Annotated in this window: 32 protein-coding genes; 27 read left to right on the top strand and 5 right to left on the bottom strand. The window is 60.9% G+C overall.

Translation table 11 applies throughout. The annotated features are described in order from the left end of the window. The first annotated feature begins 2 nt into the window (after positions 1 to 2). The 24 genes from ACOZJV_RS21385 (at position 3) to ACOZJV_RS21270 (ending at position 18,195) form a co-directional block, all read left to right on the top strand. Positions 3 to 1,223, top strand: a complete 1,221-nt coding sequence (locus ACOZJV_RS21385) for a S49 family peptidase (protein ID WP_421548441.1) — start codon at positions 3 to 5, stop codon at positions 1,221 to 1,223. A gap of 12 nt (positions 1,224 to 1,235) precedes the next feature. Next, complete coding sequence (locus ACOZJV_RS21380; RefSeq protein WP_421548440.1) at positions 1,236 to 1,586, top strand: head decoration protein; 351 nt, start codon at positions 1,236 to 1,238, stop codon at positions 1,584 to 1,586. Positions 1,587 to 1,597: 11 nt separating this feature from the next. Continuing rightward, entirely contained in the window at positions 1,598 to 2,632 is a 1,035-nt protein-coding gene (locus tag ACOZJV_RS21375) for a major capsid protein (protein ID WP_421548439.1), read from the top strand. A gap of 1 nt (position 2,633) precedes the next feature. Next, a complete protein-coding gene (locus tag ACOZJV_RS21370) occupies positions 2,634 to 2,810 on the top strand; it encodes a hypothetical protein (RefSeq protein WP_421548438.1) in 177 nt (58 codons plus the stop codon). 2 nt (positions 2,811 to 2,812) lie between these two features. Further along, the gene (locus ACOZJV_RS21365; RefSeq protein WP_421548437.1) at positions 2,813 to 3,133 is read left to right on the top strand and encodes a head-tail joining protein; all 321 of its coding nucleotides are present in this window, start codon (positions 2,813 to 2,815) and stop codon (positions 3,131 to 3,133) included. After that, complete coding sequence (locus ACOZJV_RS21360; RefSeq protein ID WP_421548436.1) at positions 3,130 to 3,783, top strand: hypothetical protein; 654 nt, start codon at positions 3,130 to 3,132, stop codon at positions 3,781 to 3,783. Before ACOZJV_RS21365 ends, ACOZJV_RS21360 begins: the two co-directional genes overlap by 4 nt. After that, positions 3,776 to 4,288, top strand: coding sequence for a hypothetical protein (locus ACOZJV_RS21355; protein WP_421548435.1), 513 nt, complete (start codon positions 3,776 to 3,778; stop codon positions 4,286 to 4,288). The genes ACOZJV_RS21360 and ACOZJV_RS21355 overlap by 8 nt, the downstream gene beginning before the upstream one ends. After that, on the top strand, positions 4,285 to 4,875 hold the full coding sequence (locus tag ACOZJV_RS21350) for a phage baseplate assembly protein V (protein ID WP_421548434.1): 591 nt from the start codon (positions 4,285 to 4,287) through the stop codon (positions 4,873 to 4,875). Before ACOZJV_RS21355 ends, ACOZJV_RS21350 begins: the two co-directional genes overlap by 4 nt. A 65-nt stretch (positions 4,876 to 4,940) precedes the next feature. Further along, a complete protein-coding gene (locus tag ACOZJV_RS21345; protein WP_421548433.1) occupies positions 4,941 to 5,141 on the top strand; it encodes a hypothetical protein in 201 nt (66 codons plus the stop codon). A gap of 5 nt (positions 5,142 to 5,146) precedes the next feature. After that, positions 5,147 to 5,473, top strand: a complete 327-nt coding sequence (locus ACOZJV_RS21340) for a GPW/gp25 family protein (protein WP_253166952.1) — start codon at positions 5,147 to 5,149, stop codon at positions 5,471 to 5,473. After that, a complete protein-coding gene (locus tag ACOZJV_RS21335; RefSeq protein ID WP_421548432.1) occupies positions 5,470 to 6,351 on the top strand; it encodes a baseplate assembly protein in 882 nt (293 codons plus the stop codon). Before ACOZJV_RS21340 ends, ACOZJV_RS21335 begins: the two co-directional genes overlap by 4 nt. A 1-nt stretch (position 6,352) precedes the next feature. Continuing rightward, on the top strand, positions 6,353 to 6,958 hold the full coding sequence (locus ACOZJV_RS21330; protein ID WP_421548431.1) for a phage tail protein I: 606 nt from the start codon (positions 6,353 to 6,355) through the stop codon (positions 6,956 to 6,958). Then, positions 6,955 to 8,865 carry a phage tail protein gene (locus tag ACOZJV_RS21325; RefSeq protein WP_421548430.1) on the top strand — a complete coding sequence of 637 codons (1,911 nt, stop codon included), beginning with the start codon at positions 6,955 to 6,957 and terminating at the stop codon, positions 8,863 to 8,865. The genes ACOZJV_RS21330 and ACOZJV_RS21325 overlap by 4 nt, the downstream gene beginning before the upstream one ends. After that, complete coding sequence (locus ACOZJV_RS21320; protein WP_421548429.1) at positions 8,865 to 9,299, top strand: phage tail assembly chaperone; 435 nt, start codon at positions 8,865 to 8,867, stop codon at positions 9,297 to 9,299. The genes ACOZJV_RS21325 and ACOZJV_RS21320 overlap by 1 nt, the downstream gene beginning before the upstream one ends. 100 nt (positions 9,300 to 9,399) lie before the next feature. Further along, positions 9,400 to 10,566, top strand: a complete 1,167-nt coding sequence (locus tag ACOZJV_RS21315; RefSeq protein ID WP_421548428.1) for a phage tail sheath C-terminal domain-containing protein — start codon at positions 9,400 to 9,402, stop codon at positions 10,564 to 10,566. 12 nt (positions 10,567 to 10,578) lie between these two features. Next, entirely contained in the window at positions 10,579 to 11,088 is a 510-nt protein-coding gene (locus tag ACOZJV_RS21310) for a phage major tail tube protein (protein ID WP_253166958.1), read from the top strand. A gap of 12 nt (positions 11,089 to 11,100) precedes the next feature. Further along, a complete protein-coding gene (locus ACOZJV_RS21305; RefSeq protein WP_421548427.1) occupies positions 11,101 to 11,403 on the top strand; it encodes a phage tail assembly protein in 303 nt (100 codons plus the stop codon). Between the two features lie 141 nt (positions 11,404 to 11,544). Continuing rightward, complete coding sequence (locus ACOZJV_RS21300) at positions 11,545 to 14,019, top strand: phage tail tape measure protein (protein ID WP_421548426.1); 2,475 nt, start codon at positions 11,545 to 11,547, stop codon at positions 14,017 to 14,019. A gap of 9 nt (positions 14,020 to 14,028) precedes the next feature. After that, on the top strand, positions 14,029 to 14,874 hold the full coding sequence (locus ACOZJV_RS21295) for a phage tail protein (protein ID WP_421548425.1): 846 nt from the start codon (positions 14,029 to 14,031) through the stop codon (positions 14,872 to 14,874). Continuing rightward, positions 14,849 to 15,055, top strand: a complete 207-nt coding sequence (locus tag ACOZJV_RS21290) for a tail protein X (protein WP_421548424.1) — start codon at positions 14,849 to 14,851, stop codon at positions 15,053 to 15,055. Before ACOZJV_RS21295 ends, ACOZJV_RS21290 begins: the two co-directional genes overlap by 26 nt. A 61-nt stretch (positions 15,056 to 15,116) precedes the next feature. Continuing rightward, positions 15,117 to 16,163: a phage late control D family protein gene (locus ACOZJV_RS21285; protein ID WP_421548423.1), complete on the top strand. Its 1,047-nt coding sequence runs from the start codon at positions 15,117 to 15,119 to the stop codon at positions 16,161 to 16,163. A gap of 24 nt (positions 16,164 to 16,187) precedes the next feature. Further along, positions 16,188 to 16,739, top strand: a complete 552-nt coding sequence (locus tag ACOZJV_RS21280; protein ID WP_421548422.1) for a glycoside hydrolase family 19 protein — start codon at positions 16,188 to 16,190, stop codon at positions 16,737 to 16,739. Then, positions 16,736 to 17,251, top strand: coding sequence for a lysis system i-spanin subunit Rz (locus ACOZJV_RS21275; protein ID WP_421548421.1), 516 nt, complete (start codon positions 16,736 to 16,738; stop codon positions 17,249 to 17,251). Before ACOZJV_RS21280 ends, ACOZJV_RS21275 begins: the two co-directional genes overlap by 4 nt. 149 nt (positions 17,252 to 17,400) lie before the next feature. After that, positions 17,401 to 18,195, top strand: coding sequence for a DNA adenine methylase (locus ACOZJV_RS21270; protein ID WP_421548420.1), 795 nt, complete (start codon positions 17,401 to 17,403; stop codon positions 18,193 to 18,195). A 792-nt stretch (positions 18,196 to 18,987) separates the two neighbouring features. Here ACOZJV_RS21270 and ACOZJV_RS21265 read toward each other — a convergent pair. Beyond that, positions 18,988 to 19,677 (bottom strand): SOS response-associated peptidase family protein, encoded by a 690-nt coding sequence (locus ACOZJV_RS21265; protein WP_421548419.1) that lies wholly within the window; start codon positions 19,675 to 19,677, stop codon positions 18,988 to 18,990. Positions 19,678 to 19,759: 82 nt separating this feature from the next. On the opposite strand from ACOZJV_RS21265, the gene ACOZJV_RS21260 reads away from it, so the two are divergent. The 3 genes from ACOZJV_RS21260 to umuC all read left to right on the top strand — a co-directional run bounded on the left by ACOZJV_RS21260 (position 19,760) and on the right by umuC (position 21,758). Then, positions 19,760 to 19,969: a hypothetical protein gene (locus ACOZJV_RS21260; RefSeq protein WP_421548418.1), complete on the top strand. Its 210-nt coding sequence runs from the start codon at positions 19,760 to 19,762 to the stop codon at positions 19,967 to 19,969. Positions 19,970 to 20,065: 96 nt separating this feature from the next. Beyond that, positions 20,066 to 20,491 (top strand): LexA family protein, encoded by a 426-nt coding sequence (locus tag ACOZJV_RS21255; protein ID WP_421548417.1) that lies wholly within the window; start codon positions 20,066 to 20,068, stop codon positions 20,489 to 20,491. Next, complete coding sequence (gene umuC, locus ACOZJV_RS21250; RefSeq protein ID WP_421548416.1) at positions 20,484 to 21,758, top strand: translesion error-prone DNA polymerase V subunit UmuC; 1,275 nt, start codon at positions 20,484 to 20,486, stop codon at positions 21,756 to 21,758. The genes ACOZJV_RS21255 and umuC overlap by 8 nt, the downstream gene beginning before the upstream one ends. A gap of 49 nt (positions 21,759 to 21,807) precedes the next feature. Here umuC and ACOZJV_RS21245 read toward each other — a convergent pair whose 3' ends face one another. From ACOZJV_RS21245 to ACOZJV_RS21230, 4 genes are all read right to left on the bottom strand, one after another. Further along, a complete protein-coding gene (locus ACOZJV_RS21245) occupies positions 21,808 to 22,653 on the bottom strand; it encodes a hypothetical protein (RefSeq protein ID WP_421548415.1) in 846 nt (281 codons plus the stop codon). A 357-nt stretch (positions 22,654 to 23,010) separates the two neighbouring features. Continuing rightward, positions 23,011 to 23,568, bottom strand: coding sequence for a Smr/MutS family protein (locus ACOZJV_RS21240; protein WP_020299594.1), 558 nt, complete (start codon positions 23,566 to 23,568; stop codon positions 23,011 to 23,013). Between the two features lie 73 nt (positions 23,569 to 23,641). Further along, entirely contained in the window at positions 23,642 to 23,962 is a 321-nt protein-coding gene (locus ACOZJV_RS21235) for a hypothetical protein (RefSeq protein ID WP_043230410.1), read from the bottom strand. A 132-nt stretch (positions 23,963 to 24,094) separates the two neighbouring features. After that, complete coding sequence (locus ACOZJV_RS21230) at positions 24,095 to 24,685, bottom strand: cysteine hydrolase family protein (protein WP_078470736.1); 591 nt, start codon at positions 24,683 to 24,685, stop codon at positions 24,095 to 24,097. Positions 24,686 to 24,766 lie beyond the last annotated feature (81 nt).

Genomic DNA, 24,766 nt, shown 5'->3' with positions numbered 1-24,766 from the left:
ACATGCCGCGAGCACTTGAGCTGGCTGCCTCGCAGCCGTGGCTGATGCTGCCTGCCGCCCTGGATAACCTGCTGACCATCTCTGATCGCATGGGCGATCCGATGGCGCTGGAGACCAAGCGCGGGGAGCGGCTGGAAAACACCCGCCAGGTCACCCTGCGCAACGGCGTGGCGGTGGTGCCAGTCATCGGGCCGATCTTCCGTTACGCGAACCTGTTCACCGAGATCAGTGGCGCTACCAGTACCCAGGTCCTGGCCACTGACATTCAGCGAGCGCTGGATGATCCGAAGGTGAGGGCCATTGTCCTCAACATCGACAGCCCAGGCGGCGTTGCGTCCGGTATCAACGAGCTGGCGGAAATGATCTACGCCGGTCGCTCTCGCAAACGCATCGTGGCCTACATCGGCGGCACCGGGGCGAGCGCTGGCTATTGGATCGCTTCCGCCGCGAGCGAGATCGTGATCGACGAGGCAAGCCTGGCTGGAAGCATCGGCGTCGTTGTCGAGGCTGTCGTTGAGAACGAGAACGCCACCGGGCGTACGCGTTACCAGATCGTCAGCCGTGACGCGCCGAACAAGCGCCCCGACCTCTCTACCGAGGAAGGCCGCGCCAAGATCGGCGAAACCATCGACGCCCTGGGCGAGGTCTTTGTGGGCAAGGTCGCCCGCAACCTGGGCGTCGCTGCCGAGCTGGTCCCCGAGATGGGGGACCACGGCGGGCTGCGTGTCGGTGCCGACGCCGTTAAGCACGGCCTGGCCCACCGCGTGGGCTCGCTGGAGTCTCTGATCACTGAACTGGCCAAGCCGGCCATCACTAACCCAAGGATACACACCATGACCACCGTCAAGACCACGGCCGACTTGCGCACAGCTCTGGCAGCCGGCACCGACCCGAACACCATCGAAATTGCCCAGGCCGACCAGCCTGACCTCGCCGCGATCCGCGCCGAGACGGCCACCGCCGAGCGTGAGCGCATCAAAGGCATCAATGCCCTGGCCAGCAAGGGTTTCGAGAAGGAAATCGAGGCGGCCATTGATACAGGCAGCTCGGTCGAGGCCACCGCGCTGGTGCTGTTCAAGGCCGCTCAGGATCGCGGCATCTCGCTCCAGGGCATCAAGAGCGATGCCCAGGGGGCCACTGGAGCCGCCCCAACCGGCGACAGCCTGCAGGCCGAACGCCAGGCAGCTGTTAGCGCAATCGTTGCAGGCGCCTCGCGCCGTTAACCGGAGACACCCATGAGCAACCCTAAACGTGAAACCTATGTGCCACGCCAGATCTCGGCGGGCGACTTCCCCATTGTGATGGACACCGGCGTTATCGCTGCCGGCCAGACGTTGCACGCCGGGGCGGTCCTGGGCCAGGTGACCCCATCCATGGAGTACGTCCTGTGCAAGGCGGCGGCAGAGGATGGCTCGAAAACCCCAGTTGCCATCCTCGATCAGGACGTCGACACCACCGGCGGAGCGAAGAGCGCGCCTGTTCGCCTGACCGGCCAAGTGCTGGGCAGCCAACTCACCCTCGGCGAGGGGTTGACCCTGGCCGCAGCCAAGGCCGCTCTGCGTCCTTTGTCCCTCTTCATTCGCTGAACGGAGTCACCATGACTGACATTTTCGACACCATGACCATGCTGCAAGCGGTCGAGCAGATCCGCACGCCACGCCGCTTTCTGATGGACACCTTCTTCAACGGCTCCATGCCGGAAACCTTCGGGACCAAGACGGTGACCATCGACATCATCAAGGGCCAGCGCAAAATGGCCCCGTTCGTTCACCCCTCGCTGCCGGGCAGCGTTGCGTCTCGACAGGGCTTTGTCTCTAACACCTACGAGCCTCCCTACATTCAGCCCAAGCTGCCGACCAATGCTGAGCTGATCCTGAAGCGCTCGGCTGGCGAAAACCCTTTCTCCACCCGTACGCCGTTGCAGCGCGCTGGCGAGCAGTTGGGTAAAGACCTGGTTGATCTGGACGAGCAGATCATTCGCCGCGAGGAGTGGATGTGTGCGCAAGCGCTGACCACGGGTAAGGTCCGGGTCATTGGTGAGGGGGTTGATGACACCATCGATTTTCTGATGGAAGACAGCCACAAGATCACGCTCGGTAACGGGCGTTGGAATGCCGCTGGCTCGGATCCGATTGCCAACCTGCGGCAGTGGCAGCGCTTGGTGGCCAAGGACTCCGGTCGCACTGCCAACGTGGTGGTGCTGAGCGCCGAGGCCCAAGACGCTTTCCAGGGCAATTCAAAAGTCCTTGAGCAACTCAACAGTCGCCGCGTAGACATGGGGATTATCAAGCCCGAGTTACTGCCCGACGGTGTGACGTACCTGGGCTATTTGAATGATCCAGGCGTTGACCTGTATGCCTACAACGAGTGGTATCTGGCCGATGACACTGGCGACGAGGCGCCGGTGATCCCGGCCGGTGGTGTGATCCTGGGGGCTACTGCCACCCGCAACGCCATGCTGTATGGCGCGATTCAAGACCTCGACGCCATCGAGAGCGGCTTGGTCGAGGCGGCTCGTTTCCCTAAAAGCTGGGTGACACAGGAACCGAGCGTGCGCTGGCTGAAACTGCAGAGCGCGGCGCTGGCCGGCCTGCTGGAGCCGAACGCCTTCATCTACGCAAAGGTGGTGTGACATGGCTGCGAAAGTTGAGTACGTGGTGGTGGACGGCTGTATTCAGGACGGTCGCGAAGTCGTAAAAAAGGGTGAGGTGTATGCGCCGCCTAATGCCGAGGTCCGAGATCAATTGCTCGCTGAGGGCAAGATTGCCAAGCGCGGCAAGCTCGACGCCGAACAGGGCGAGGACGACTAGCTATGTCGTTCCGTGACCAGGTGGCAGTGATGGATGCGCGCCTGCTGGATGTCCTGGGCGATGAGGCGGTGATCGAGGGCATCGACAAGCCAATCCCTGGCTTTCTCGCTGCTCCCTGGTTGCAGCCCAAGTTGGGGCGGATCAATACGGGGCTTCGAGAGCCGCGTTTTGAGATTCGCGTCAGCGATGCGGCGGGCATCACCCCGGGCAGGCAGGTCTCGATTGACCTGCCGACCCAGGATGGCGGTGGGCATTATGACCTTGTACGGCTGGAGCCAGGCGGGGCTGGATGGGTGGCACTGGTACTGAGGGCTAAAGCATGAGCGTTGGAAGTTACGTCAGGCAAACATCCCGCGATGCCATGATCACCCTGCAGCCATCGGCCACCGATATGCAGGCGTTCAAGGACTTTGCAGCACTGGTACCCAAAGCCGCAGCCGCTGCTCAGCGGCGGGCTATCAACAAGACCTTACGCTGGCTGCGCACGCACATTGCGCGCGCTGTCAGCAGCAAGGAGCGGATTGCCGTTGCGGCGGTTCGCCAGCGGTTGCGGGCTTACCCTATCAACGGCAACGGCCAGGGCAAGCTCTGGTTTGGGATCAACCCCATTGAGTCCAGCCGGATCGGGCGAGCGCGTCAGAACCGCGCGGGCGTGTCGGTCGCTGGGCGGCGGTATCAGGGCGCCTTCTTCAAGAAGGTTTATGGCGGGCAAGCCGATATCTGGATCCGCACCGGCAGCAAGCACTTCAACGCGCAGGACTACCCCGAGACACGGCAGGGCAAACGGCGCTCTGGCTTCGTTGCCGAAAACGACAACCGCTTCCCCCTGGCCAAGGCCAAGGTGTCGCTAGATGACGTCCGGCCGCAGTTCGAACAGTGGGTTGCGAAGGCCGACGAGCGCCTGCTGGTGGTGCTGGAGCAAGAGCTGAACTTTGAGCTGCAGAAGTATCTGCGAGGAGCGAACAGTGTCTGATGAGCCGTTTAGCCTGGATCAGTTGTACGCCGCGATCGAGCAGCACGTGATCGAGGCGATCCCCGGGTTGTGTTTCGTGAGCACCATGCCCGACATGCTTGAGCGTGTTGCCCTTCCCGCCGTGGTGATTGAGCTGACGGAGTTGGAGCCCGGGGTTGATCAGCTCACCGGTGAGACGGCGCTGGAGGCGCGCTTTGAGGCTCGAGTGATTGTTGGTTCTGAGCAGGAGCAATGCCAGCAGCAAGCCGCGTTTGTGGCCTCGCAGATCGTGGTGCTGTTGCGCATGCAAACCTGGGGCTTGGCGGTCAATCAGGCCGAGTTTGTGAGGGCGGCCCAGGACTGGACCCGCCCGGAGCTGGATGGTTACGCCGTGTGGGTGGTGGAGTGGACCCAGGGCATTTACCTCGGCCAAGAGGAATGGCCGTGGCCCAATCAGGCGCCAGGTGAATTGGAGTATCACCTGAGTGAAGAAGCCCCAGGCGTCCGTGTTGAGGTTGAACCATGAGCTACGTCGCAGCCTCGCATGACCGCATGCTGTCGGGCCTGATTATTCCCTGCAGCGTTGTGGGTGTCGACTTGGCCGGTGGCACTGTGCGCGTATCGGACGGCGCCGGTTGGACCAGTGCCTGGGTGCGCTGGCACAGCCAGGCCGCCGGCAAAGCCCGTCACTGGCGGGCGCCGAGTCTGGGAGAGCAGGGAGCATTGATCAGCCCCAGCGGTGAGCCGGCGCAGGGTACGTTTGTCGCTGGCCTGTACGGCAACGCCGGCCCCCAGCCGGATAACCGCGACCACGTCGAGGTCTGGCGCTTTGATGATGGCGGCTCGCTGGTCTACGACTGGCAGGCCAAGAGCTACATCATCAGCCTGCCCAGCGGCACGGTGAGCATTCAGGTCGGCGGCAGCTCTGCGGTGGTGACGGACAACGCCATTGCTGGCAAGGCCGACACCATCACCCTGACTGGAAAGATCACCCTCAATGGCGACGTGCAAATCAACGGTGCCAGCCTGCAGCACAACGGCGTAAACGTCGGATCGACCCATACCCATATGGGTGTGATGCCAGGCCCCGGGTCAACCGGAGCGCCGCAGTAATACCGATCAGCAACCCATAACCCCATCAGCCGCCGAGAGCGGTTTTTTTGTGCCTGGAGAACAGCATGGTCACCCCCAAGAAACTCACAGACGAATCAGCCAGCCCCGGCCCTGCGGTGTTTCGCGACACCCTCTATACCTCCCGTGCTCTGTTCTTGCCGGACGGTCGCCAATTGGCGGTGGCCCAGGGTCGAGTGTCTGCCGAAGTCGGTGACGCCGTAGCCCTGGACTACCTGAGCAAGCACCCGGATCTGCAGCAGGAGTAAACGCGATGATCGGAATGGATCGCCGCACCGGCTTGCCGCTGTCGGGCATCGAGCATGTGCGGCAGTCCATCGAGGACATCCTGACCACACCGCTCGGCAGCCGGCGCATGCGGCCGGAGTACGGCAGCAAGTTGCGCCGCTTTGTCGACCTGCCGGTGACCGAGGGCTGGAAAAGTGCGGTGCAGGCCGAGGTCGCTCGGGCGTTAGAGCGCTGGGAGCCGCGGCTGAAACTGGAGCGGGTGCGGGTGACGGCGGTGGTGGGTGGCCAGATCACCTTTCACCTGACCGGCCAGTACCTGGGTAATAGCGCGATATTGGAGGTGGCGGCATGAGCACGCTGGATTTGTCGGCACTGCCGGCGCCGCAGGTGCTGGAAAGCCTCGACTTTGAGGAGCTGTACCAAGGCAAGCTGAGCACGTTTCGCCTGTACATGGGCGACAACTGGTCCGCCAACCTGGAGAGCGACCCGGTGGTCAAGCAGCTGGAGCTGGCGGCCTACCGTGATATGCAGTTGCGAGCCCGGGTCAACGATGCGGCTAAGGCCTTGCTGCTGGCCCACGCCAAAGGCACGGACCTGGACCACTTGGCAGCCAACGTCAGCCTGTCGCGCCTGGTGATTCAGGCAGCGGACCCGCTGGCGGTGCCGCCGGTGGAGGAGGTCAAAGAGTCGGACGATGCTTTGCGCGAGCGTGTGCAGCTGGCCTATGAAGGCCTGACCACGGCCGGGCCGCGTAACAGCTACATCTTGCATGCGCGCAATGCCTCGGCCCTGGTCGCGGATGCCTCGGCCGAAAGCCCATCACCGGCGCGCGTGACGGTGACCGTGCTGAGCCTGGACGGCAACGGCGCGGCCAGCCCTGCGTTGTTGGCGACGGTGGCTGCCGCGCTCAATGATGAGGATGTGCGGCCGCTGGGGGATCGAGTCACGGTGCAAAGCGCCCAGGTCCTGCCGTACCGCATTGATGCGGTGCTGCACATGAAAGGCCCGGGCCCTGAAAGCGATACGGCCCTGGCCGAAGCCGAGCGCAAGCTGGCGGCCTGGATCAATCCCCGCAAGCGCCTGGGCGTTGAGGTGGCTCGTTCGGCCATCGATGCGCAGCTGCACGTCGCCGGCGTGGCCCGGGTTGAGCTGACCAACTGGCAGAACATTGCCCCGACGCTGGCCCAGGCCGCGTTCTGCACCGGCTACAGCGTGACGCTGGGAGACTGATATGAGCAGTCTTCTGCCGATCAACAGCACGCCGCTGGAAAGGGCGATTGAGGCGGCAAACGCGGGTGATACCGAGATTCTGCTGCGCACCCTCTACGACCCCAGCACCTGCCCGGTGCACCTGTTGCCGCAATTGGCCTGGGCCTGGTCGGTGGATCGCTGGGACCCGCGCTGGTCCGAGGCGGTCAAGCGCAACGCCATACGCGCCTCGTTCTTCATCCATGCGCGCAAGGGCACCATCGGCGCGTTGCGTCGGGTGGTCGAGCCGCTGGGTTACCTGATCGAGGTGGTGGAGTGGTGGCAGACGGTGCCCGAGGGCGAGCCCGCCACCTTCGCGCTCAAGGTCGGGGTGCTGGACACCGGCATCACCGAGCAGATGTATCAGGAGCTGACCCGGCTGATCGACGACGCCAAACCGGTGACCCGGCACATGACGGGCCTGGCGATCAGTCTGGAGACCTCCGGTGTGATCGGCTTCGGCGCCTACGTGGATGAGGGCGAGGTGATCGACGTTTACCCGCCAAGCCCGCGCGATATCGAGGTGACCGGCCGCTATGGCCAGGTCATGTGCATTGATGAAATTGACACCCTGGACGTGTACCCATGATCGATTCAAACAGTCAGTTCTTCGCCATCCTCACCGCAGTGGGCGAGGCGAAACAGGCCAACGCTACGGCGCTCGGCGTGCCCTGGACCTTCAAGGAAATGGGCGTGGGGGATGCCAACAACACCGACCCCATTCCCAACCGGACGCAAACCAAGCTGATCAACGAGTGGCGCCGGGCCCCGGTCAATCAGGTGCGCACCGACCCGGCCAACCCGAACGTGGTGATCACCGAGCAGGTGATCCCGGCCGATGCCGGCGGGCGCTGGATCCGAGAGATTGCCCTCTACGATGCTGACGGCGACATGGTGGCGGTGGCCAACTGCGCGCCGAGCTTCAAGCCGTTGCTGGCCCAGGGCACCGGCAAAACCCAGATCATCCGCATGAACTTCATCGTGGCCAACACCGCGCAGATCGTGCTCAAGATTGACCCGGCCGTGGTCCTGGCGACCCGCGAGTACGTCGACAATGCGGTGATCGAAGCCCTGGCCAAGATGGATTTCAAGCACTCAGCGCTGGTGGCCACCACGGCTAACATCGCGTTGAGCGGGATCCTGACTATCGACGATGTGCTGCTGCCGGCTGATGCCCGGGTGCTGGTGAAGAACCAGGCCCAGGCCAAGGACAACGGCCTGTACGTGATGTCAGCGACCGGCGTGTGGAAGCGGGCGCAGGATGCCGACAGCAGCGCGGAAGTGACCCCGGGCCTGTTTGTCAGCATCGAGAAGGGCACGGTCAACGGCGACAGCGTCTGGCAGTTGGTCACCGATGGGCCGATCACCCTGGGCACCACGCCGCTGGCCTTTGAAATGGCCGTGGGTCGTACCGGCATCAGCGCGGGCTCATATGCCAATGTCACAGTCGACAAGTACGGCCGGGTAATCGCCGGCACCAACCCGGCCACCCTGGCCGGTCATGGCATCACCGACACCTATACCAAGCCTGAGATCGAATCCATCGTCGCGCAGGCGTCGTCGCTGCCTGTCGGCTCTATGGTGGCGTTTCCCAAGGCCAGTGTGCCGCCTGGGTTCCTTGAGATTGATGGCAGCGTGAAGAGTGTTGCTGCCTTTCCTGACCTGGCGGCGTACCTCGGGACCACCTTCAACAAGGGCGATGAAGGCGCGGGCAACTTCCGTTTGCCGGACTCACGTGGGGAGTTCTTTCGGGGTTGGGACCACGGCCGTGGTGTTGATGCCGGGCGAGAGCTTGGAAGCGGTCAGGGAAGCCAGAACCTGAAGCACGTTCATCCTCAGCCATTGGCGGGTAATGGAGAGGTAATTTCGACGCAGTTTGTTCCAGGGTCGTGGGCATTAACCCCCAATCTTGCGAAGACGCTGATCAATGACAGCGCGCCAGCTGACAACGGAACAGCGGTTCCACTTGACTGGGCGGCAAGTGGTGGCAATGAAGCTCGCCCGCGCAACTTGGCGGTCATGTGGTGTATCAAGGCCTGGAACGCTCCGGTCAATCAGGGAAACATCGATGTTGCAGCGCTGGCCCCGCTGGCTGCTCAGGCGACAGAGGCAAATCAAGGTACGGCGAAAATCGCAACTGACGCGCAGATCAACGCTGGTACGAATGACGCGACAATCGTCACTCCAAAAAAACAGCGCATTGGTTTTTCATGCATGTTCGGTACTGACGGATATGTTGCGCTCCCGACTTGGCTAGGCGGATTTATCTTGCAGTGGGGTCGATTCTCGATCAACGGCAACTCCGCCACTGTGCTTTTTCCGACTGCATTCCCATCACGCGCGGTTTTTATTTCTGCGCAACGTGTCACGGACGGCACGGGGGCGTATGCGTTGACGCTCAGTCAAAACATTCCGCATACCAATTCGAGCGCCACTTTCCGGCATTCTGGCGGAACAATTACAGAAACCGATTTCTGGTGGGCATGGGGGTACTGATGGCACATTTCTACTCTGCAACAGCGCACAGCTTTTACACGTCTGCTGTAAACGGCAAGAGCATGCCGTCGGACGCGGTTGAGATTACGCGTGAGGCCCTGGTGTCGCTTCTTGCCGCTCAACGTGAGCTAAAAGTTATCGTGCCGGACGAGCGAGGATTTCCGATTGCTGTCGATCCTGGCCCGCCTTCTCATGAACAACTGATAGAAGCGGAACGAGCCTGGCGCGATGGTGAGCTTACATCAGCTGTCTGGCTGCGCGAGCGTCACCGCGACCAACTGGAGATCGAGGTGGAAACCACGCTTACGGCGGAACAGTTCAAAGAGCTGTTGGTGTACATGCAGGCTCTGCGCGACTGGCCGCAATCGCCAGATTTCCCTGTGCTCGAGCAGCGTCCTGCAGCACCACCCTGGATCGCCGAACAAACTCAATAAACGCCCCGCATCGTCGGGGCGTTTTTGTTCCTGCTACCCGTCACACGCACACCCCTACAGCCTCGCTTATGCGGGGCTTTGTCATTTCTGGAGCTTATCCATGAGCGGTTTCTTTCACGGCGTTACTGTCACGAATGTGGACACCGGCGCGCGCACCATTGCGTTGCCGACGTCCTCGATCATCGGCCTGGTGGACACCTTCACCGAGGCCCCGGCCTTCACGGCCAAGGCCAACGACCTGGTGCTGATCACCAACGAACGCGAAGCCATTGCGGCCTGGGGCCCGGACGCGGCCATCACCAAGGCCTGCCAAGCCATTTACCTGCGCGCCAAGGCGGTGATCGTGGCGTGCGGCGTGGCCAAGGTCGCGGATGCAGCGCAGCAGACCTCGGCGATCATCGGCGGTGTGCTGGCCAGCGGTAAGCGTACCGGCCTGCAGGCACTGCTCGATGGCAAGAGTCGCTTCAACGCTCAGCCGCGCCTGCTGGTGACGCCCAAGCACAGCTCGACCCTTCCGGTCGGGATGGCCCTGGTCGCCCTGGCGGACAAGCTGCGTGGCCTCGCCATCCTCGACGGCCCCAATACCACCGACGAGGCGGTGATGGAGTACGCCAAGAACTTCGGCGCCAAGCGCGCCTTTATGGTCGATCCGGGGATTCAGTACTGGGACACCGTGGCCAGCGCGACCCTCGACACATCGGCCTCGGCCTGGGTGGCGGGCTTGTTTGCCTGGACCGACAACGAGTACGGGTTCTGGGCCTCGCCGTCGAACAAGGAGTTCGTCGGCGTCACGGGTACCACGCGCGCCATTGAGTTTCTGGATGGTGACGAGACCTGCCGGGCCAACCTGCTCAACAACGCCAATATCACCACGATCATTCGTGACTCGGGCTTTCGCCTGTGGGGCAACCGGACGTTGGCGAGCGATCCGAAATGGGCGTTTGTCACCCGGGTGCGAACCATGGACATCGTCATGGACGCGATCCTCTTCGGCCACAAGTGGGCGGTCGACCGCTCGATCACGGCGACCTATGTCAAGGACGTCACCGAAGGCCTACAGGCGTTCATGCGCGACCTGAAGAACCAGGGCGCGATCATCAATTTCGAGGTGTATGCCGACACCGAGCTCAACACGGCCAGCCAGCTGGAGCAGGGCAAGGTGTACTGGAACATCCGTTTTACCGATGTACCGCCGGCCGAAAACCCCAATTTCCGGGTCGAGGTCACCAACCAGTGGTTGACCGAAGTCCTCGACCAAGCCGCTTAAGGAGCCGCAGCAATGGCAATGATTCCCGAAACCCTGGCGAACATGAACCTGTTCGCCGATGGCGTCAGCTTTCAGGGCGACGTGCCCAGCCTGACCTTGCCCAAGCTCACGCTCAAGACCGAGGAGCACCGCGCCGGCGGCATGGACGTCCCGGTGGAGCTGGACATGGGCATGGAAAAACAAGAGGCCGGGTTTACCACCACCGGCGTGCGCCGCGAGTCGCTGAAGTTCTTCGGCCTGGCTGATGGCACCTCGTTCAATGGCGTATTCCGCGGTGCCTTCAAAGGCCTCAAGGGCAAGGTCACCCCGGTCATTGTGACCCTGCGCGGCCTGCTCAAAGAGGTCGACATGGGCGACTGGAAGGCCGGCGACAAGGCCGAGATCAAGCACAACGTGGCCCTGACCTACTACAAGCTTGAGGTCGACGGTCGCCTGATCTATGAAATCGATGCGCTGGGTATGAAGCGTGTCATCAACGGCGTCGACCAGCTCGCCGCCCAACGTTCGGCCCTGGGCCTTTAAGGAAACCCCCTCATGTCTCAAGTCAAAAAGACCCCGGCCTGGATGGTCCTCAGCGCCGAGAGCGTCGTGGTGAGTCTCACCAAACCGGTGCAAATGAACAGCGTCACCTGCGACAAGGTCACCTTGCGGGCCCCGACCGTGCGCGATGTGCGCGCCGCCAATACCGCCGCCGGCGGCGATGACGAGCAGCGGGAGCTGCTGCTGTTTTCCAGCCTGGCCGAGGTCGGTGCCAAGGACCTGGAGGGTATGACCCTCAAAGACTACCAGCGCCTGCAGGCCGGTTATTTTCGCCTGGTGCAAGACGACGAACTTTGACCCGGCGGTGATGAAGATGGCGGCAAAGCGGCTAGCGAGTGAGCTGCACTTTTCCGCCGAGGAAATCATGACCATGCGCTTTTGCGACATGGTCTGGTGGCTCACGGACTGAGCCGGTCACATCGGGCATAGGGGCGACAGATGGCGAGCAAACTGGCATTAGGGTTGGTGATCGGCGGCGCCGTCAGTTCGACGGTCGGCGCTGCTTTCAAGACGGTTGAAAACCGGATCAAGAAGCTGGAAGAAACAGGCAACCGGGCCAAGGTGCTGAAAAACACCATCGGCGAAACCATGCGCTTGCGTGATGAATGGAAAAAGGCCTACGAGACCGGTTCCGCCTCGGCGTCCGGTCTGCTGCGTAAGCTCGAGGGCAATCTGGATTGCCTGCGCAAGCAGGGGGTGCAGGTCCACAAACTGCGCCAGGAATACCAGGCACTCGGACGGGTCGCCAAAGGTGCAGATCTGCAGCTCAAGGGGCATGAGCAAATTCGGCAGGGCAAGGACAGCCTCAAGTCGGGGATCGGCCAGGCAGTGGCCGGCGTCGGTGCGGTCGCGATTCCGACTAAGATCAGCGCTGACTATCAGGCGATCATCCGTGACATCGCGATCAAGTCGGACGTGGCCAACAAGCCGCAAGAAGCCCAGATGACCCGCACCATCATTCAGACCTCGCAAGACACCGGGATGGGCCGCAACGACGTAGCCGACCTGGTGAACCAATTGGTCGGTGCCGGCATGGAGCTGGACAAGGCGCTGGCCTATGCGCCAGTGGCGGCCAAGTTCGCCGTGGGGCAGGGCGCAACCGGGGTCGATACCGCGAACATGATCCAGGCGCTGCAGCAGAACGCCAATATCACTGACCCCAAAATCATGGAGAAAGCCCTGGAAGCCATTGCCCTGCAGGGCCAGGCGGGCAGCTTTGAGGCGGCCGACATGGCGCGCTGGTTTCCCCAGTTGTTGGCCAGCATGGGCAACATGAAGATTTACGGCATGGATGCGGTGAGTCAGCTGGGATCAATGTTGCAGGTGCAGATGAAGACCGCCGGCGGCACTGATGAGGCGGCCAATAACCTGAAAAACTGGATGGAAAAGATTGGTTCCGGGGAAGTGGTCAAGGCGTATAAGGACGCCGGTATTGATTACCACGCTTCTCTCAACACCGGTATTCAGGGGGGCATGTCGACCCTGGAGTCGAGTTTCGCCCTGGCCATGAAGTACATCAAGGCTACCGACCCGGCCAAGGCCGCGAAGCTGGAGAAGGCCCAGGCCCAGATCAGCAAGGAGACGGATCCGGTCAAGGCCAAGGCCATGCTCGAGGCACTGGAGCAGTCGTTGCGGACCGGCGATCTGTTCGCCGACATGCAGGTCAAGGCAGCCTTGACCGCATACTCGCAGAACAAGGCACTGTATGAGCAGCTGAAAGCCGAATCGAAGAACGCCACCGGCATCCTCGATAAGAACCTGGCCGAGCGACGCGAGTCGTCGTCGCAGATGTGGGCCGAAACCGCGCAGGCTCTGAACGACAGCATGCGCGCCGTAGGTGATGCCCTGCGGCCGGTGACGGACTCGGTAGCCCAGGGCATCACCGTGGTGGCCAAGTCGCTGACCGGTCTCACAGAGAAGGCGCCGCCGTTGGTGCTGGGTCTGACCGCCTTGGGCGCCGGGCTGATCGCGCTAAAAAACGTGGTGGCCGCATTCAAGATCGGCAAGGGCCTGCTCAACGTGGCCCGGGGCTCGATGATGGGCAACCCGAACGTGATTCAGCGGGTGTTTGTCACCAACCCAGGGGCGGGCGGTGATTACGACACGGATGGCGGTAAGGACAAGAAGGGCCGTAAGGGCGGACGTGGTGGTCGTGGGCGTGGTGCTGGCCGTGGGCTGGGTGCCCGCGCTGGTGCTGCCGGCATCGGTCGCGGTGCCACTAACTTCATTAAATTTGGCACCCTGCTGGCTGTGGTCGGGGCCGTCGTCAAGGCTAAGGACACCTACGACAACGCCGTCACCCGGGACGAAAAGGCCGAGGGTTATGGCGGTGCGGTGGGTGGCTTAGCGGGCACCATCGTGGGAGCCAAAATGGGCGCTGCGGCTGGAGCTGCCCTAGGCTCAATCGTGCCAGGGCTTGGCACGGCCATCGGTGGCGCTATCGGTGTCGTCGTTGGTGGCGCTCTCGGTTACTGGGGCGGTGACGCCCTGGGCTCCTTTGCAGGCAAGTCGCTGTTCGGGACCGACGAGTCGCTTAAAACCATGCCCATCGCTGGGCCGCTCATGATGGCGAACGCCGGGAAGAACATCCCCCCAGTTCTGGGCGACATCGCCAAATCATTCAAGACCGGCCAGACCGATCCAGCGATGGGGCAGGTGGTGCGGTCGATGGCCCTGGCGTCGCCCACTGCGGCAGCGCCGCCGATGATCAAGGCGCCGGAGCCTCCCAAGCCCGCACCGCCCAAGGTCGAGCAGCAACTCACCTTCGCACCGCATATGCCCATCGTGGTGCATGGCGATGTGAAAGACCCTGCGCAATTGGCGCGGGAGATCGAGCCGCAAATGCGCCGGATGTTCGACGAGTTCAACCGCCAGGCGGCGGCCCGTCAGCTGTCCGACGCACCACATATTTAAGGAGGGGCCATGGCTTACATGGAGCAACTGCAGTCGGGGTTCCAGTCCCTGGTGGCGGCAGGAGAGGCTGGCCGGCAAAGTGCCGACGGCATGCTGGGCCCCATGAACGGTGCGATCAGCGACATCACCGGCGCCGCCTCGGAGCTGGAGAACATACCGTTTGTGGGGCCTGAGTTGGGCGCCAAGCTGCAGCGGACCATGCGCGGCATCACGGCCGCCCAAGCTGCGGTCGGTGAGGTGGCGGCCAAGTACAGCCAGGCGGTCACGGCGGCGAGCCAGATCCAGGAACGCATGGGCGCACTCAAGGAGCAGGCGGCCAAGGCCAGTGCTGCGATCAACCGCATCGGCGGACAGATCAGCCCGAGCCTGGGCAACATCTTCCCGACCGGCGCCTTCGGTGCTGAGACCACGCCGGCGGCCGAGGCGGTGAAGCCGTTCCCGCACCTGCTGATCATTCAGCCGTTCCGGGCAGCCGGCGAGGCCTTCTACTTCAACCTCGACACGGCGGCCTTTGATGAGCTGCGGCGGCAGACGGGCTTTCGTTGGGCGGCTCAGGAGCGCCTGACCCGTAGCATCGCGCAGCAAGCGGTGGGTCAGGGCGACGACAAGATCACCCTCAAGGGCGCGATCTTCCCGGGGTTCAAGGGCGGCCTCGGTCAACTGCAGACGTTGCGCAGCATCGGGCGGCGTCTGCAGCCGTTGAGTCTGACCACGGGCTATGGCGAGGTGCTGGGCACCTGGTGCCTGACCAGCCTCGAGGAGGAACAAAGCCACCTGCTGGCCGGCGGCATCCCGCGTAAACAAGGCTTTTCACTGGAGTTTGTGAGCTATGGCGATGACCTGCAGAACGTCTAGCGGGGATCTGCTCGACACCCTCTGTCATCAGTATTACGGCCACCTGAATGGCTGTGTCGAAGCGGTGCTGGATGCCAACCAAGGGCTAGCCGATGAGCCGCAGCCATTCCGGGCCGGGGTGTTGATCGTGTTGCCAGATCTGCAGATCCAGGCCGAGGCCACGGTGCAGCTCTGGGATTGATTGCCCGTGCTACCTACAGACCCCGCCGCGTGCGGGGTTTTCCATTTCTGGAGCTTGAACAATGAAACCTGAGTTCCGAATCGTTGCCGATGGCAAGGACATCACCGCGCTGATCAACGATCGGCTGTTGACCTTGCGTACCTCGGACAAGCCTGGGATGGAGTCCGACGAGTTTGAGCTGCGCATCGATGACCGTGACGGCGCCGTGGCCTTGCCCAGCCGTGGGGCCAACATCGAGGTTTACATGGGTTACAGCGGCCAGGCCTTGACCCGCCTGGGCCGATACACCGTCGACGAGGTGGTGGTGTCGGGTCCGCCGGACTCCATCGAGATCCGTGGCAAGGCCAGCGACATGCGCGGCAGTGGCAAGACCACCCGCAGCGGCAGTTGGGAAGGTGTGCCGCTGCAGCAGATCGTGCGCGACGTGGCGGCGCGCAATGGCTGGACGCCGGTTTGCCCGGTCACCACCAAGGTGCCTCGGGTCGACCAGCTCAATGAATCCGATTTCAACTTCATCACGCGCCTGGCCAAGCAGTACGACTGCACGGCCAAGGTGGCGGACGGCAAGTTGTTGGTGTTGCCGCGACAGGCCGGGCAGAGCGCGAGTGGTAAGGCCCTGGGCACGGTCACCGTTCACCGCAGCGACGTGAGCCGCTACCAGTTCCGCCTTGGCGACAAGAGCACGCACAAGGCCGTGCAGACCAAGCACCAGGACAAGAAGAGCGGAAAGCTGCAGGTGGTCGACCTGGCCAACGATGAATCGCCCGATGGCCTCCCGCCGGTTCACACCGACCGGCATATCTACCCGAACAAATCCGCCGCCGAACAGGCGGCCAAGGCGCGCTTAGCGGCGTTCAACCGCAGCACCGCCGGCGTGCGCCTGGAAATGCTCGGGCGTACCGACCTGTTCGCCGAACGCATGATCAACGCCCAGGGCTTCAAGGTCGGGCTCGATGGTGAGTACCTGGTCGAGTCGGTGGAGCAGACGTTCACCCAGTCGGGCTGGAGCACCACCGTCGAGTGCAACGGCGGCAAGAAGGGCAAAGCCAAGGCCGCCGGAAAGAAGAAAAAGAAAGAGACCAAGCCGCTCAGGGTTGAGCAGCGTTAAACCCACATCACTGGAGACGTACGCATGACCATTAACGCGCAGCAGCTGCTGCAGATCCTCCCCAACGCCGGCGCTAAAGCCGGCGTTTTTGTTCCTGCGCTCAACGCCGCTATGGGTAAGTACGCCATCGTCACCCGGCTGCGTATCGCGGCCTTCATCGCCCAGATCGGCCATGAGTCAGGCCAGTTGCAGTGGGTGCGCGAGCTGGGCGGCGACCAATACTTGAGCAAGTACGACACCGGCACCCTCGCTAAGCGCTTGGGCAATACCCCCGAAGCGGATGGCGACGGCCAGAAGTACCGGGGCAGGGGCCTGATTCAGGTCACCGGCCGGGCCAACTATGCAGCCTGCAGCGAGGCGCTGTTTGGTGATGCGCGCTTGCTCAACACCCCGGAGCTGCTCGAGCATCCGGTGTATGCCGCGCTGTCGGCTGGGTGGTTCTGGCAGCGAGTGGGGCTGAACACCCTGGCCGATAAGGGGGACTTTCTTACCATCACCCGCCGCATCAACGGCGGTACCAACGGTCTGGCAGACCGTGAGGCGCTGTATGAGCGTGCGCTCAAGGTGCTGCCGTGAGCGCGCTGGGTGCACGCGGACTGATCGCCGCCCTTGTGCTGGGGCTTGCCCTCGGCGCCTGGGCTGCTTGGGCCTGGCAAGCCAACCGCTACGGCCAGCAATTGGCCGCCCAGGCCGAGGCGAACCGGCGTGAACGCGAGCAGGCGGCGGTGGCGGTGATCGATTGGCAAGACCGCCAGCAGGTTGAGCGCCGAGCGCTGGAGGATCGCCTGCAGGTGAATGACGATACCCACTACAAGGAATTGCGAAATGCTCAAACCGATCAGGCTCGCCTGCGTGACCGGCTTGCTACTGCTGATGTGCGGCTGTCAGTCCTACTCGCCGCCCCGGGTGGTGGCGGTGGGCTGCCAGCCGTTACCAGCGCCGGCGGCGTGGATCATGGAGAAGCGCGAGCCGAACTTGACCCAGCGGCTGCTCAACGAATTGTCGCCATCGCCGGCGACGGTGACCAAGGACTGATCGCCCTGGCGGCATGCCAGGACTACGTCAAAGAAGTGATTGCCCCGAAGTAAAAGAAGCGGCCGGCCTGGATGCGTCAACATTCCGGCCGGCCCCTGTCCCCGCAGAATGTCCCTGCAAGTCCAGCCAAGGCTTCTGCTTCGTGCACAAAGCGAAGCGAGCCTAGCACCTGTTTATCCATACAGTAAAGGTCTTGCTTTTTATGTCCTCTCCCATCATCCCCTGGATGGGCGGCAAACGCCGCCTGGCCGACCGCCTCATTCCTCTCTTTCCTCCCCACGAATGCTATGTCGAGGTCTTTGCCGGCGGTGCCGCGTTGTACTTCATGCGGCCTCAAGCTGCGCCCGTCGAGGTCCTCAACGACATCAACGGCGACCTGGTGACCCTTTATCGAGTGGTGCAGAACCACCTGGAAGAGTTCGTGCGCCAGTTCAAATGGGCACTTAGCTCGCGCCAGGTGTTCGAGTGGCAGAAGATGACCCGCCCCGAAACCCTCACAGACATTCAACGCGCAGCGAGATTCTTCTACCTGCAGCACCATGCTTTCGCCGGTAAGATCACTAGCCAATCATTTGGGACAGCGACGACAGCACCTGCCATCAACCTTTTGCGGATTGAGGAAAACCTATCTGCCGCTTGGCAGCGCTTGTCCGGTACCTACGTCGAAAACCTGTCCTGGCTTGAATGCGCCGAACGCTACGACCGTGCCCACACCTTTCACTACATGGACCCACCTTACTGGCAGACTGCTGGTTATGGCGTGGATTTTCCGTTCGAGAACTACGAGCGAATGGCGGACTTCATGCGACGCTGCAAGGGCAAGGTGATGGTGAGTATCAACGATCACCCGGACATTCGCCGGGTGTTCGAGGGATTTCATTTCGAAACCGTGGATATCCGGTACAGCACCACCAATCAGCGGCAGAAAATGGCGGAGTTAACCGGCGAGCTGGTGATTTTGAATTGGGAGCCTGAAGCCTTGGGCGGGCTTTTTTAGTCACCAAAGTTGCCCGGTGGAGTACAGGGTTAGAATAAGGTTTAGAAATCGAATGGTTTCAATGTAAGCGATTAATAGTAGCGCGTTCATGATTTCTGCTCGCAGTAGTCCGGCGCCGCATTAGTCACGGTGCTGGGTTTAGTTGGTTGGGTGGTACAGCTGCGAATGTACCGTTACTTTAATTGCTGCGTCAATAAAGGAGCATATTTTTTCAGTTAAATAAAATTATGTTGGGGCGTGTAATGCGCGCGTGGTGGCTGAGGGGCGCGGTTTATAAGGGGGTGGGTGGTTTTTGTTGGTTGCAGGCTGTTTGCTCGATTGGTTTAAAGCCCGTGATTGGGTGGGGGGCTGGATTGTCATGGAAAGTAGCACGGAATCTAAGTTAGAAAACCAGAATGGGAAACGAGTATGGAAAGTAGCGTGGAATATAAGTTAGAAAGCCAGAATGGGAAGCGAGTATGGAAAGTAGCGTGGGATATAAGTTAGAAAACCAGAATGGGAAACGAGTATGGAAAGTAGCGTGGAATATAAGTTAGAAAACCAGAGTGGGAAATGAGTATGGAAAGTGGCGAGAAAACTAAGTTGGAAAACTAGCTTGGGAAATGAACGTGAAAAGTAGCGTGGAATCCAAGTTTAAAACCTAGCTGCGGAAGCGAGCATGGAGCGTAGTCCGAAATCTAAGCTAAAAATGTGGCTTGGGAAGCGAACATGGAAGCTAACGTAGAACTAAAATAAAAGCCTATCTTGGATAACAAGCACAGAAACTTTCGTAGATTTTGACTGATTAATGCTTCACGCAATCGGGCGAATCAGTGATTCATCCTGATTTTTAACGTTTCCCACGGCTTTGCCGACCTGAAACCATTCGAACTTATCAGTGGGTTGGCACAGGTTTTTGGCGATCTCCTCGGCACGCTCGGGCGATAGCTCTGGGTCAAGCCACTCGTTCGCATGCTCAGGTGTCAGCACAAGCGGCCGGCGGTCGTGGATGTCGACCATCCCTGAATCACTCGCTGCGGTGATGATCACAAAACCATCTCCTTCGTGTGGCTCCAGCCCGAGATGTATCTGGGCCAGGGCGCCGAAGAACATGGGTCGCCCGCTCTTCAATCGGATGAAGTAGGGCTGTTTCTTCTTGGGATCATCGGGATCCTTTACCCACTCATACCACCCTTCACTGGGTACGATGGCACGGCCTTTTGGCCAGAGCTGTTTGAAGAACTTGCCGGTGGTAACCGTCTCCACCCGAGCATTGATCTGGTCGGGCCGCTTTCCCTTCGCCCAAAAGGGCGCCCATCCCCAGTGGACTGCATCTATGTGCAGTCCGTCCTCCAGGCCGTGCAGCACCTGCACGCGCGTCGAAGGTGCGACGTTGAACCGGTTTATCGGTTGAGCGTCGTAGCCGCTGAACAGCTTGAGCTGCGGGCTCAGCTCTTCCATGTAGACCGCCATCCCCTCGTATTGCACGAAGCGTCCGCACATCGCCGTCTCCACATGTCGGAAGTACTGAACGGCTCAGCGTGGCCGTTTTCAATACTGTAGACCCCAACCGATGCGCATCGTCATGAAAATCGACATCCAAAAAATCAACGAGCTTGAAGCGTGGTACGCACTTTTCAACGACCCTGAGTTTTTAGCCGGCCCCCCCGAAGATCGCTACGACGCCAGGTTGGCCCTTGCTGATGACCTGGTGGCGCGGGGCGTTATCCACAAGTGGGAGTGGAAAGAGCTGATGGAAGAGGCTGACGCTGGATACGCTGACGAGCTCGGCTGATATCAATCCTCCTGTCAGATAAATCCTACATGGAAATTGACCGCAAGCCGTTCTCACAGTTAACTGTATGTTCGTACAGTATTGAGCGACTACGTCATGAGCTTTTCAATTTTAGGCCCTATCGCCGAGCGCGGCCGGAAGCTGCCGCTGTGTCTCTTCCAGGTGCCTGCCGGGTTTCCATCTCCGGCGGCTGACCACATCGAGGCGCATATCTCATTGGATGAGGTTCTAAATATCCGTGCTCCCCATGTGTACTTGGTGTCGATCACCGGTGACAGCATGCAGGGTGCAGGAATCTATGAAGGGGATCTGGCCGTGGTCGACCGTTCGATTGAGCCGGCCCACGGCCACGTCGTCGTCGCATTGCTGAACAATGATCCCGTCTGCAAGCGCCTATGCAAGCGCGGCAAGGAAGTCATTCTGTTGTCCGAGAACCCTAAATACCCGGCCCGGTATGTCCTGGAAGGCGACGAGCTCTCTATATGGGGTGTGATTACCAGCACAGTGCGCAGCCATGTCTAAAGCTCTGCCTGTTTTTGCCTTGATCGACTGCAACAGCTTCTATGCCAGCTGCGAGCGGGTATTCCGGCCGGACTTAGCCAAGGTCCCCATTGTGGTCCTGTCGAACAATGACGGCTGTGTCATCGCCCGCAGCTATGACGCCAAGCCCTTTATCAAGATGGGCGAGCCGTATTTCCAGATCAAACAGAAACTTCGCCAGCACGGCATCGTTCCGTTCTCATCGAACTACGCGCTTTACGGCGACATGAGCGAGCGGGTGATGACGCTGATTGAGTCGATGGTGCCGGCGGTCGAGGTCTACAGCATCGATGAGGCCTTCGCCGACTTGACGGGGATCGATGGCCTGGACGCGCTCGGCCGGCAGATACGGGCTCAGGTGCTGCGCTGCACCGGCATCCCGGTTGGCGTCGGTATTGCCCACACCAAGACTCTGGCCAAGTTGGCCAACCACACAGCAAAGCGCCTGCAGGCTCAAACCGGTGGCGTCGTGAACATTTGCGACCAGGTCAAACGCGACTGGGTATTGCGCAACACTGACGTCTCAGAGGTTTGGGGCGTAGGCCGGCGAATGAAAGCACACTTGGACGCCATGGGCATCAAGAGCGCAATGGACCTGGCCAAGGCCGACCCCTGGACGCTACGAAAGAACTTCAGTGTGGTGATCGAGAAGACGGCCCGGGAACTGGCCGGCACACCGTGCCTGGAGCTGGACGAGCCCGACCCGCCGAAACAGGAGATCTGCTGTAGCCGGATGTTCGGCAAGCGCCTCAAGGAGTTGCCACCGATCAAAGAGGCCGTGGCCACCTACATGATGCGAGCCTCGGAAAAGCTCCGAGCCCAGAACTCCCTATGCAAAAAGATCCGCGTCAGCATCCGCACCGGCATGTTCAATCCGGAGGAGGCCAAGTATGCAAACGGAGTAATAGTGGATCTGCCGTACCCGACCGATGATGTTCGGCTGCTGACCAAGGCTGCGGTCGACGCGCTTGATCGGGTGTTCAGGCCCGGCTTCAACTACAGCAAGGCCGAAGTGATGCTGCTGAGCCTGTGCCAGCCTGGCGAGTACACAGACGATCTCTTCGCCATATCTCAGCCAGCCGAGGCTACGAAGGTGATGACGGTCCTTGATCAGATCAATGGCCGGTGGGGTAGAGGTACGCTTCGCGCTGCCAGTGTGCCGAAAAATCCGGACTGGGGGATGCGGCGGGAGATGATGAGCCAGAGCTATACAACAAAGTTGGATCAGCTATGGCGAGTTCATTGCTAGTGAGGTTCCCAGCGCAACAGTATAGGAGTCCGTATCAGACGCCGTAAGCTTATGGTGAAATCGGTTGTGAATTAAGAGAATCGGATGGTCGTGGAAGCCTGTGCTGGGGGGGCCGTTCTATCGCGTCTCTTCGAGTCAAAACCGGAAATCGGGAGCCGTTGATTGGCGGCTGTGTTCGCAAAAAATCGGCCAGATCAAAAGGAAGGCTGAAGTAGCGCCCAATCCACATTAGCAGCTCTGCTAGCTTAGGGGGCTTCGGCGTACTGGCGCGAAGTGTCTGCTTTCCGGCTTTTTGGATCGTCGACTTGGGATGGACTAGGCGATTCCTCTCGCTGAAGACTCTACGTAGTGTTTCGGCCTCGGCACAGCCTGGTGGGATCACGTAGTCAGGTAACAATATTTTCGGGCCATGCAGCCATTTTTCTGGCGTCGGCTTCGACTCTATCAGTTGGAACACGTCCTCTTTATCGAGCATCGAGAGTCCCCAGGCCAGCGCAAGGTTGATCTCGGCCTCACAAAGTGCCGCTGAGATTATGGCTACCTCAGTGTGGAGAGGCAGGATCCGCCAAGAGTAGCGATGGGAAACTCGCTCTTCTGGGGTTTTATCAAGTCCGGATCGCCGTCTCGCTTCCTCATCAATTTCCAAGTCGGAAGCTTCGGGGTTCAAAGAGATCAAGTGTGATCGCCACTTTACAAAGTCGGCACGTGCCTCTTCAGAGGTTCGGGTAGCATCGCTTTTGATCTCGTCACGCAATGCGATGAACTGCGGCCAAAGTCCTTTCAGTACGTGTTCTAGCCAATTGTCGCTTCCGACATGCCAGTTGGCTACTAAAACTGGGGCCTCAGCAATCCTTTCGCGAAACTCGTCCCAGCCATCACCGGTGATCAACGCCATGGCCCCCCCCTAGTCCGATGTCGGACACATCCATGTGATGCTGTGGTGTTGCATTCAATTCGGCGCTGATCAAGAAATACGCCGTGTGCAAAGTTAGTTGCCTTTTGAGAGTCAAAATCAAAAGAATCTCAGCACAACCATGTACCAATTTTTGTACCAATGCATAGGGATAGTAGTGAAAAACTGGGTTCGCTAGAGTGTGACCTAACCCGGTTTCGTTACTCCATCCTACCTAGGCAGCCCCACCTGAAATAGCGGTGTAATTCTGTTCCAGGGACATGAAACTACCTGTGGGATTTTACGCAAAGGGCAAGGGTACGGTGGCGGACACGACGCTGCAAGCATGCAACATCGGCTTTATTCGTCGCGACCTTCCATCATGGTGCGTTTGAGCATGACGTAAACCGCTCCGGCACCGCCATGCCTGGCCTGGCACGAGGTAAAGCCAAGCACTTGCGAATGCTGGCGCAACCAGGTGTTGACGTGGCTTTTGATCATCGGCCGCTTGCCGTCCAGGCGCACCGCCTTGCCGTGGGTTACGCGCACGCAACGGATTTCGAATTTGGTGGCTTCGGCGAGAAAGGCCCACAGGGTTTCCCGGGCTTTTTCCACGGTCATGCCGTGCAGGTCGAGGCTGCCTTCGAACGGGATCTGGCCAACCTTCAGCTTGCGCATCTGGCTTTCCTGAACTCCGTCGCGGGCCCACATCAACTCGTCTTCCGGACCCACGTCGATAACGAACTGGTCGGACAGGCCATCCACAGTCGTGGCGTCGTTGCGCACGGTCGCGGCCTGGCGCAATGTCGCAATCTGCGCCCGGTCGGACTTGGGTTTGCCGGTATCGGCGCGATCATGCTTGATCGGCTTGACGCCGCGGATCTCGCTTTTGAACAGGGAAAAATCGTCGTCTTGCATGTCAGCCTCCGCGAAGGGCGGCTAGTTTACCCAACTCGACGCCAGCGGCGCGACAAAACACGGGCGCGTCGAGTCAGTCATGTTTTTTCATCAGGTGCGGGGCGATGTTCAGCGTTTGCGGTTGGCGCATGCGGCGCCGGCAGCGACGCCAGAGCCAGACACCGGCGTACAGCAACAACAGGCCCACCACCAGAATCACCGCCGAGCCGGCTGGGCTCGCATTCAACTCGCCGAGTGCCGGAGGGCGTCCGAGCAGGCTGGCAGCGCCGGCCATTGCCAGCAGCACACCGAAGGTCGCCAGCAATGCAGAGAATGCCGCGCCCAAGCGCAATCGCCAGTTTCGCGGGCCTTTGGGCCGTAGTCGGCGTGCGTCAAAACCATCGGATATCTTCATTCCGACCTTCCTCAATGGGTATCGGCCCTTCGACCGGGAGATGCGCGGGTTGTTCCTGAGGCTAAGGCAATTGCCGCCAATGACAGGTTATTACGGATGAGCGGCCCACCAGCCGCTCATCTGGGGAGGGGATCAAATCAGATCTTTGGTCTGCGCCAGGGTGGCGAAGTTATCGGCCATGATTGCCATTTCGGTCTGCTGCACGGTTTCGGCGCTGAGGATGCCGCCCTTGTAGGGGAGGTCGCGGGTGGCGCAGGCGTCCTCGACTAACGTGCAGCGAAAGCCCAGGTTCTTGGCCGCGCGCACGGTGGTGCTGACGCTGGAGTGGCTCATGAAGCCGGCGACGATCAGGTCGAGCGAGCCGAGGTCCTGCAGGCGTTTTTCCAGGTCGGTGCCATGGAAGGCGCTGGGCAGCAGCTTGCCGATGATGGTTTCGTCACCTTGGGGCTCTAGACCCGGGATGAACTCGCCCCGTTCGCCTTGCGGGTCGAACAGGCCGCCGACGGTGCCGAGGTGACGCACATGCACCACTGGCCGGCCGGCTGCGCGGGCAGCGGCCACCAGTTGCTGGATGTTGGCGACGGCCGCCGCCATGCCGGACAGCGCCAGCGGGCCGTTCAAATATTCTTTCTGGGCGTCGATGATCACCAGGGTCGCGTGGCTCAGATTGGCCGCTGCATAACCACGACCGCTGAGTTGAAACATCGTCTTTGGAACAGACATTCTGGGGCTCCTGTGAGTGGGGCTTTTGCGTCATTGTCCTCTGGCAGAGCGCTTCTGTGAATCGCTACTAACGTAAGGTGC

Origin of the sequence: Pseudomonas sp. QD4 (assembly GCF_049199125.1) — a bacterium.
GTDB lineage: Bacteria > Pseudomonadota > Gammaproteobacteria > Pseudomonadales > Pseudomonadaceae > Aquipseudomonas.
Note: the sequence above shows the minus strand (reverse complement) of the source record. Positions and strands in the feature narration are given on the sequence as shown.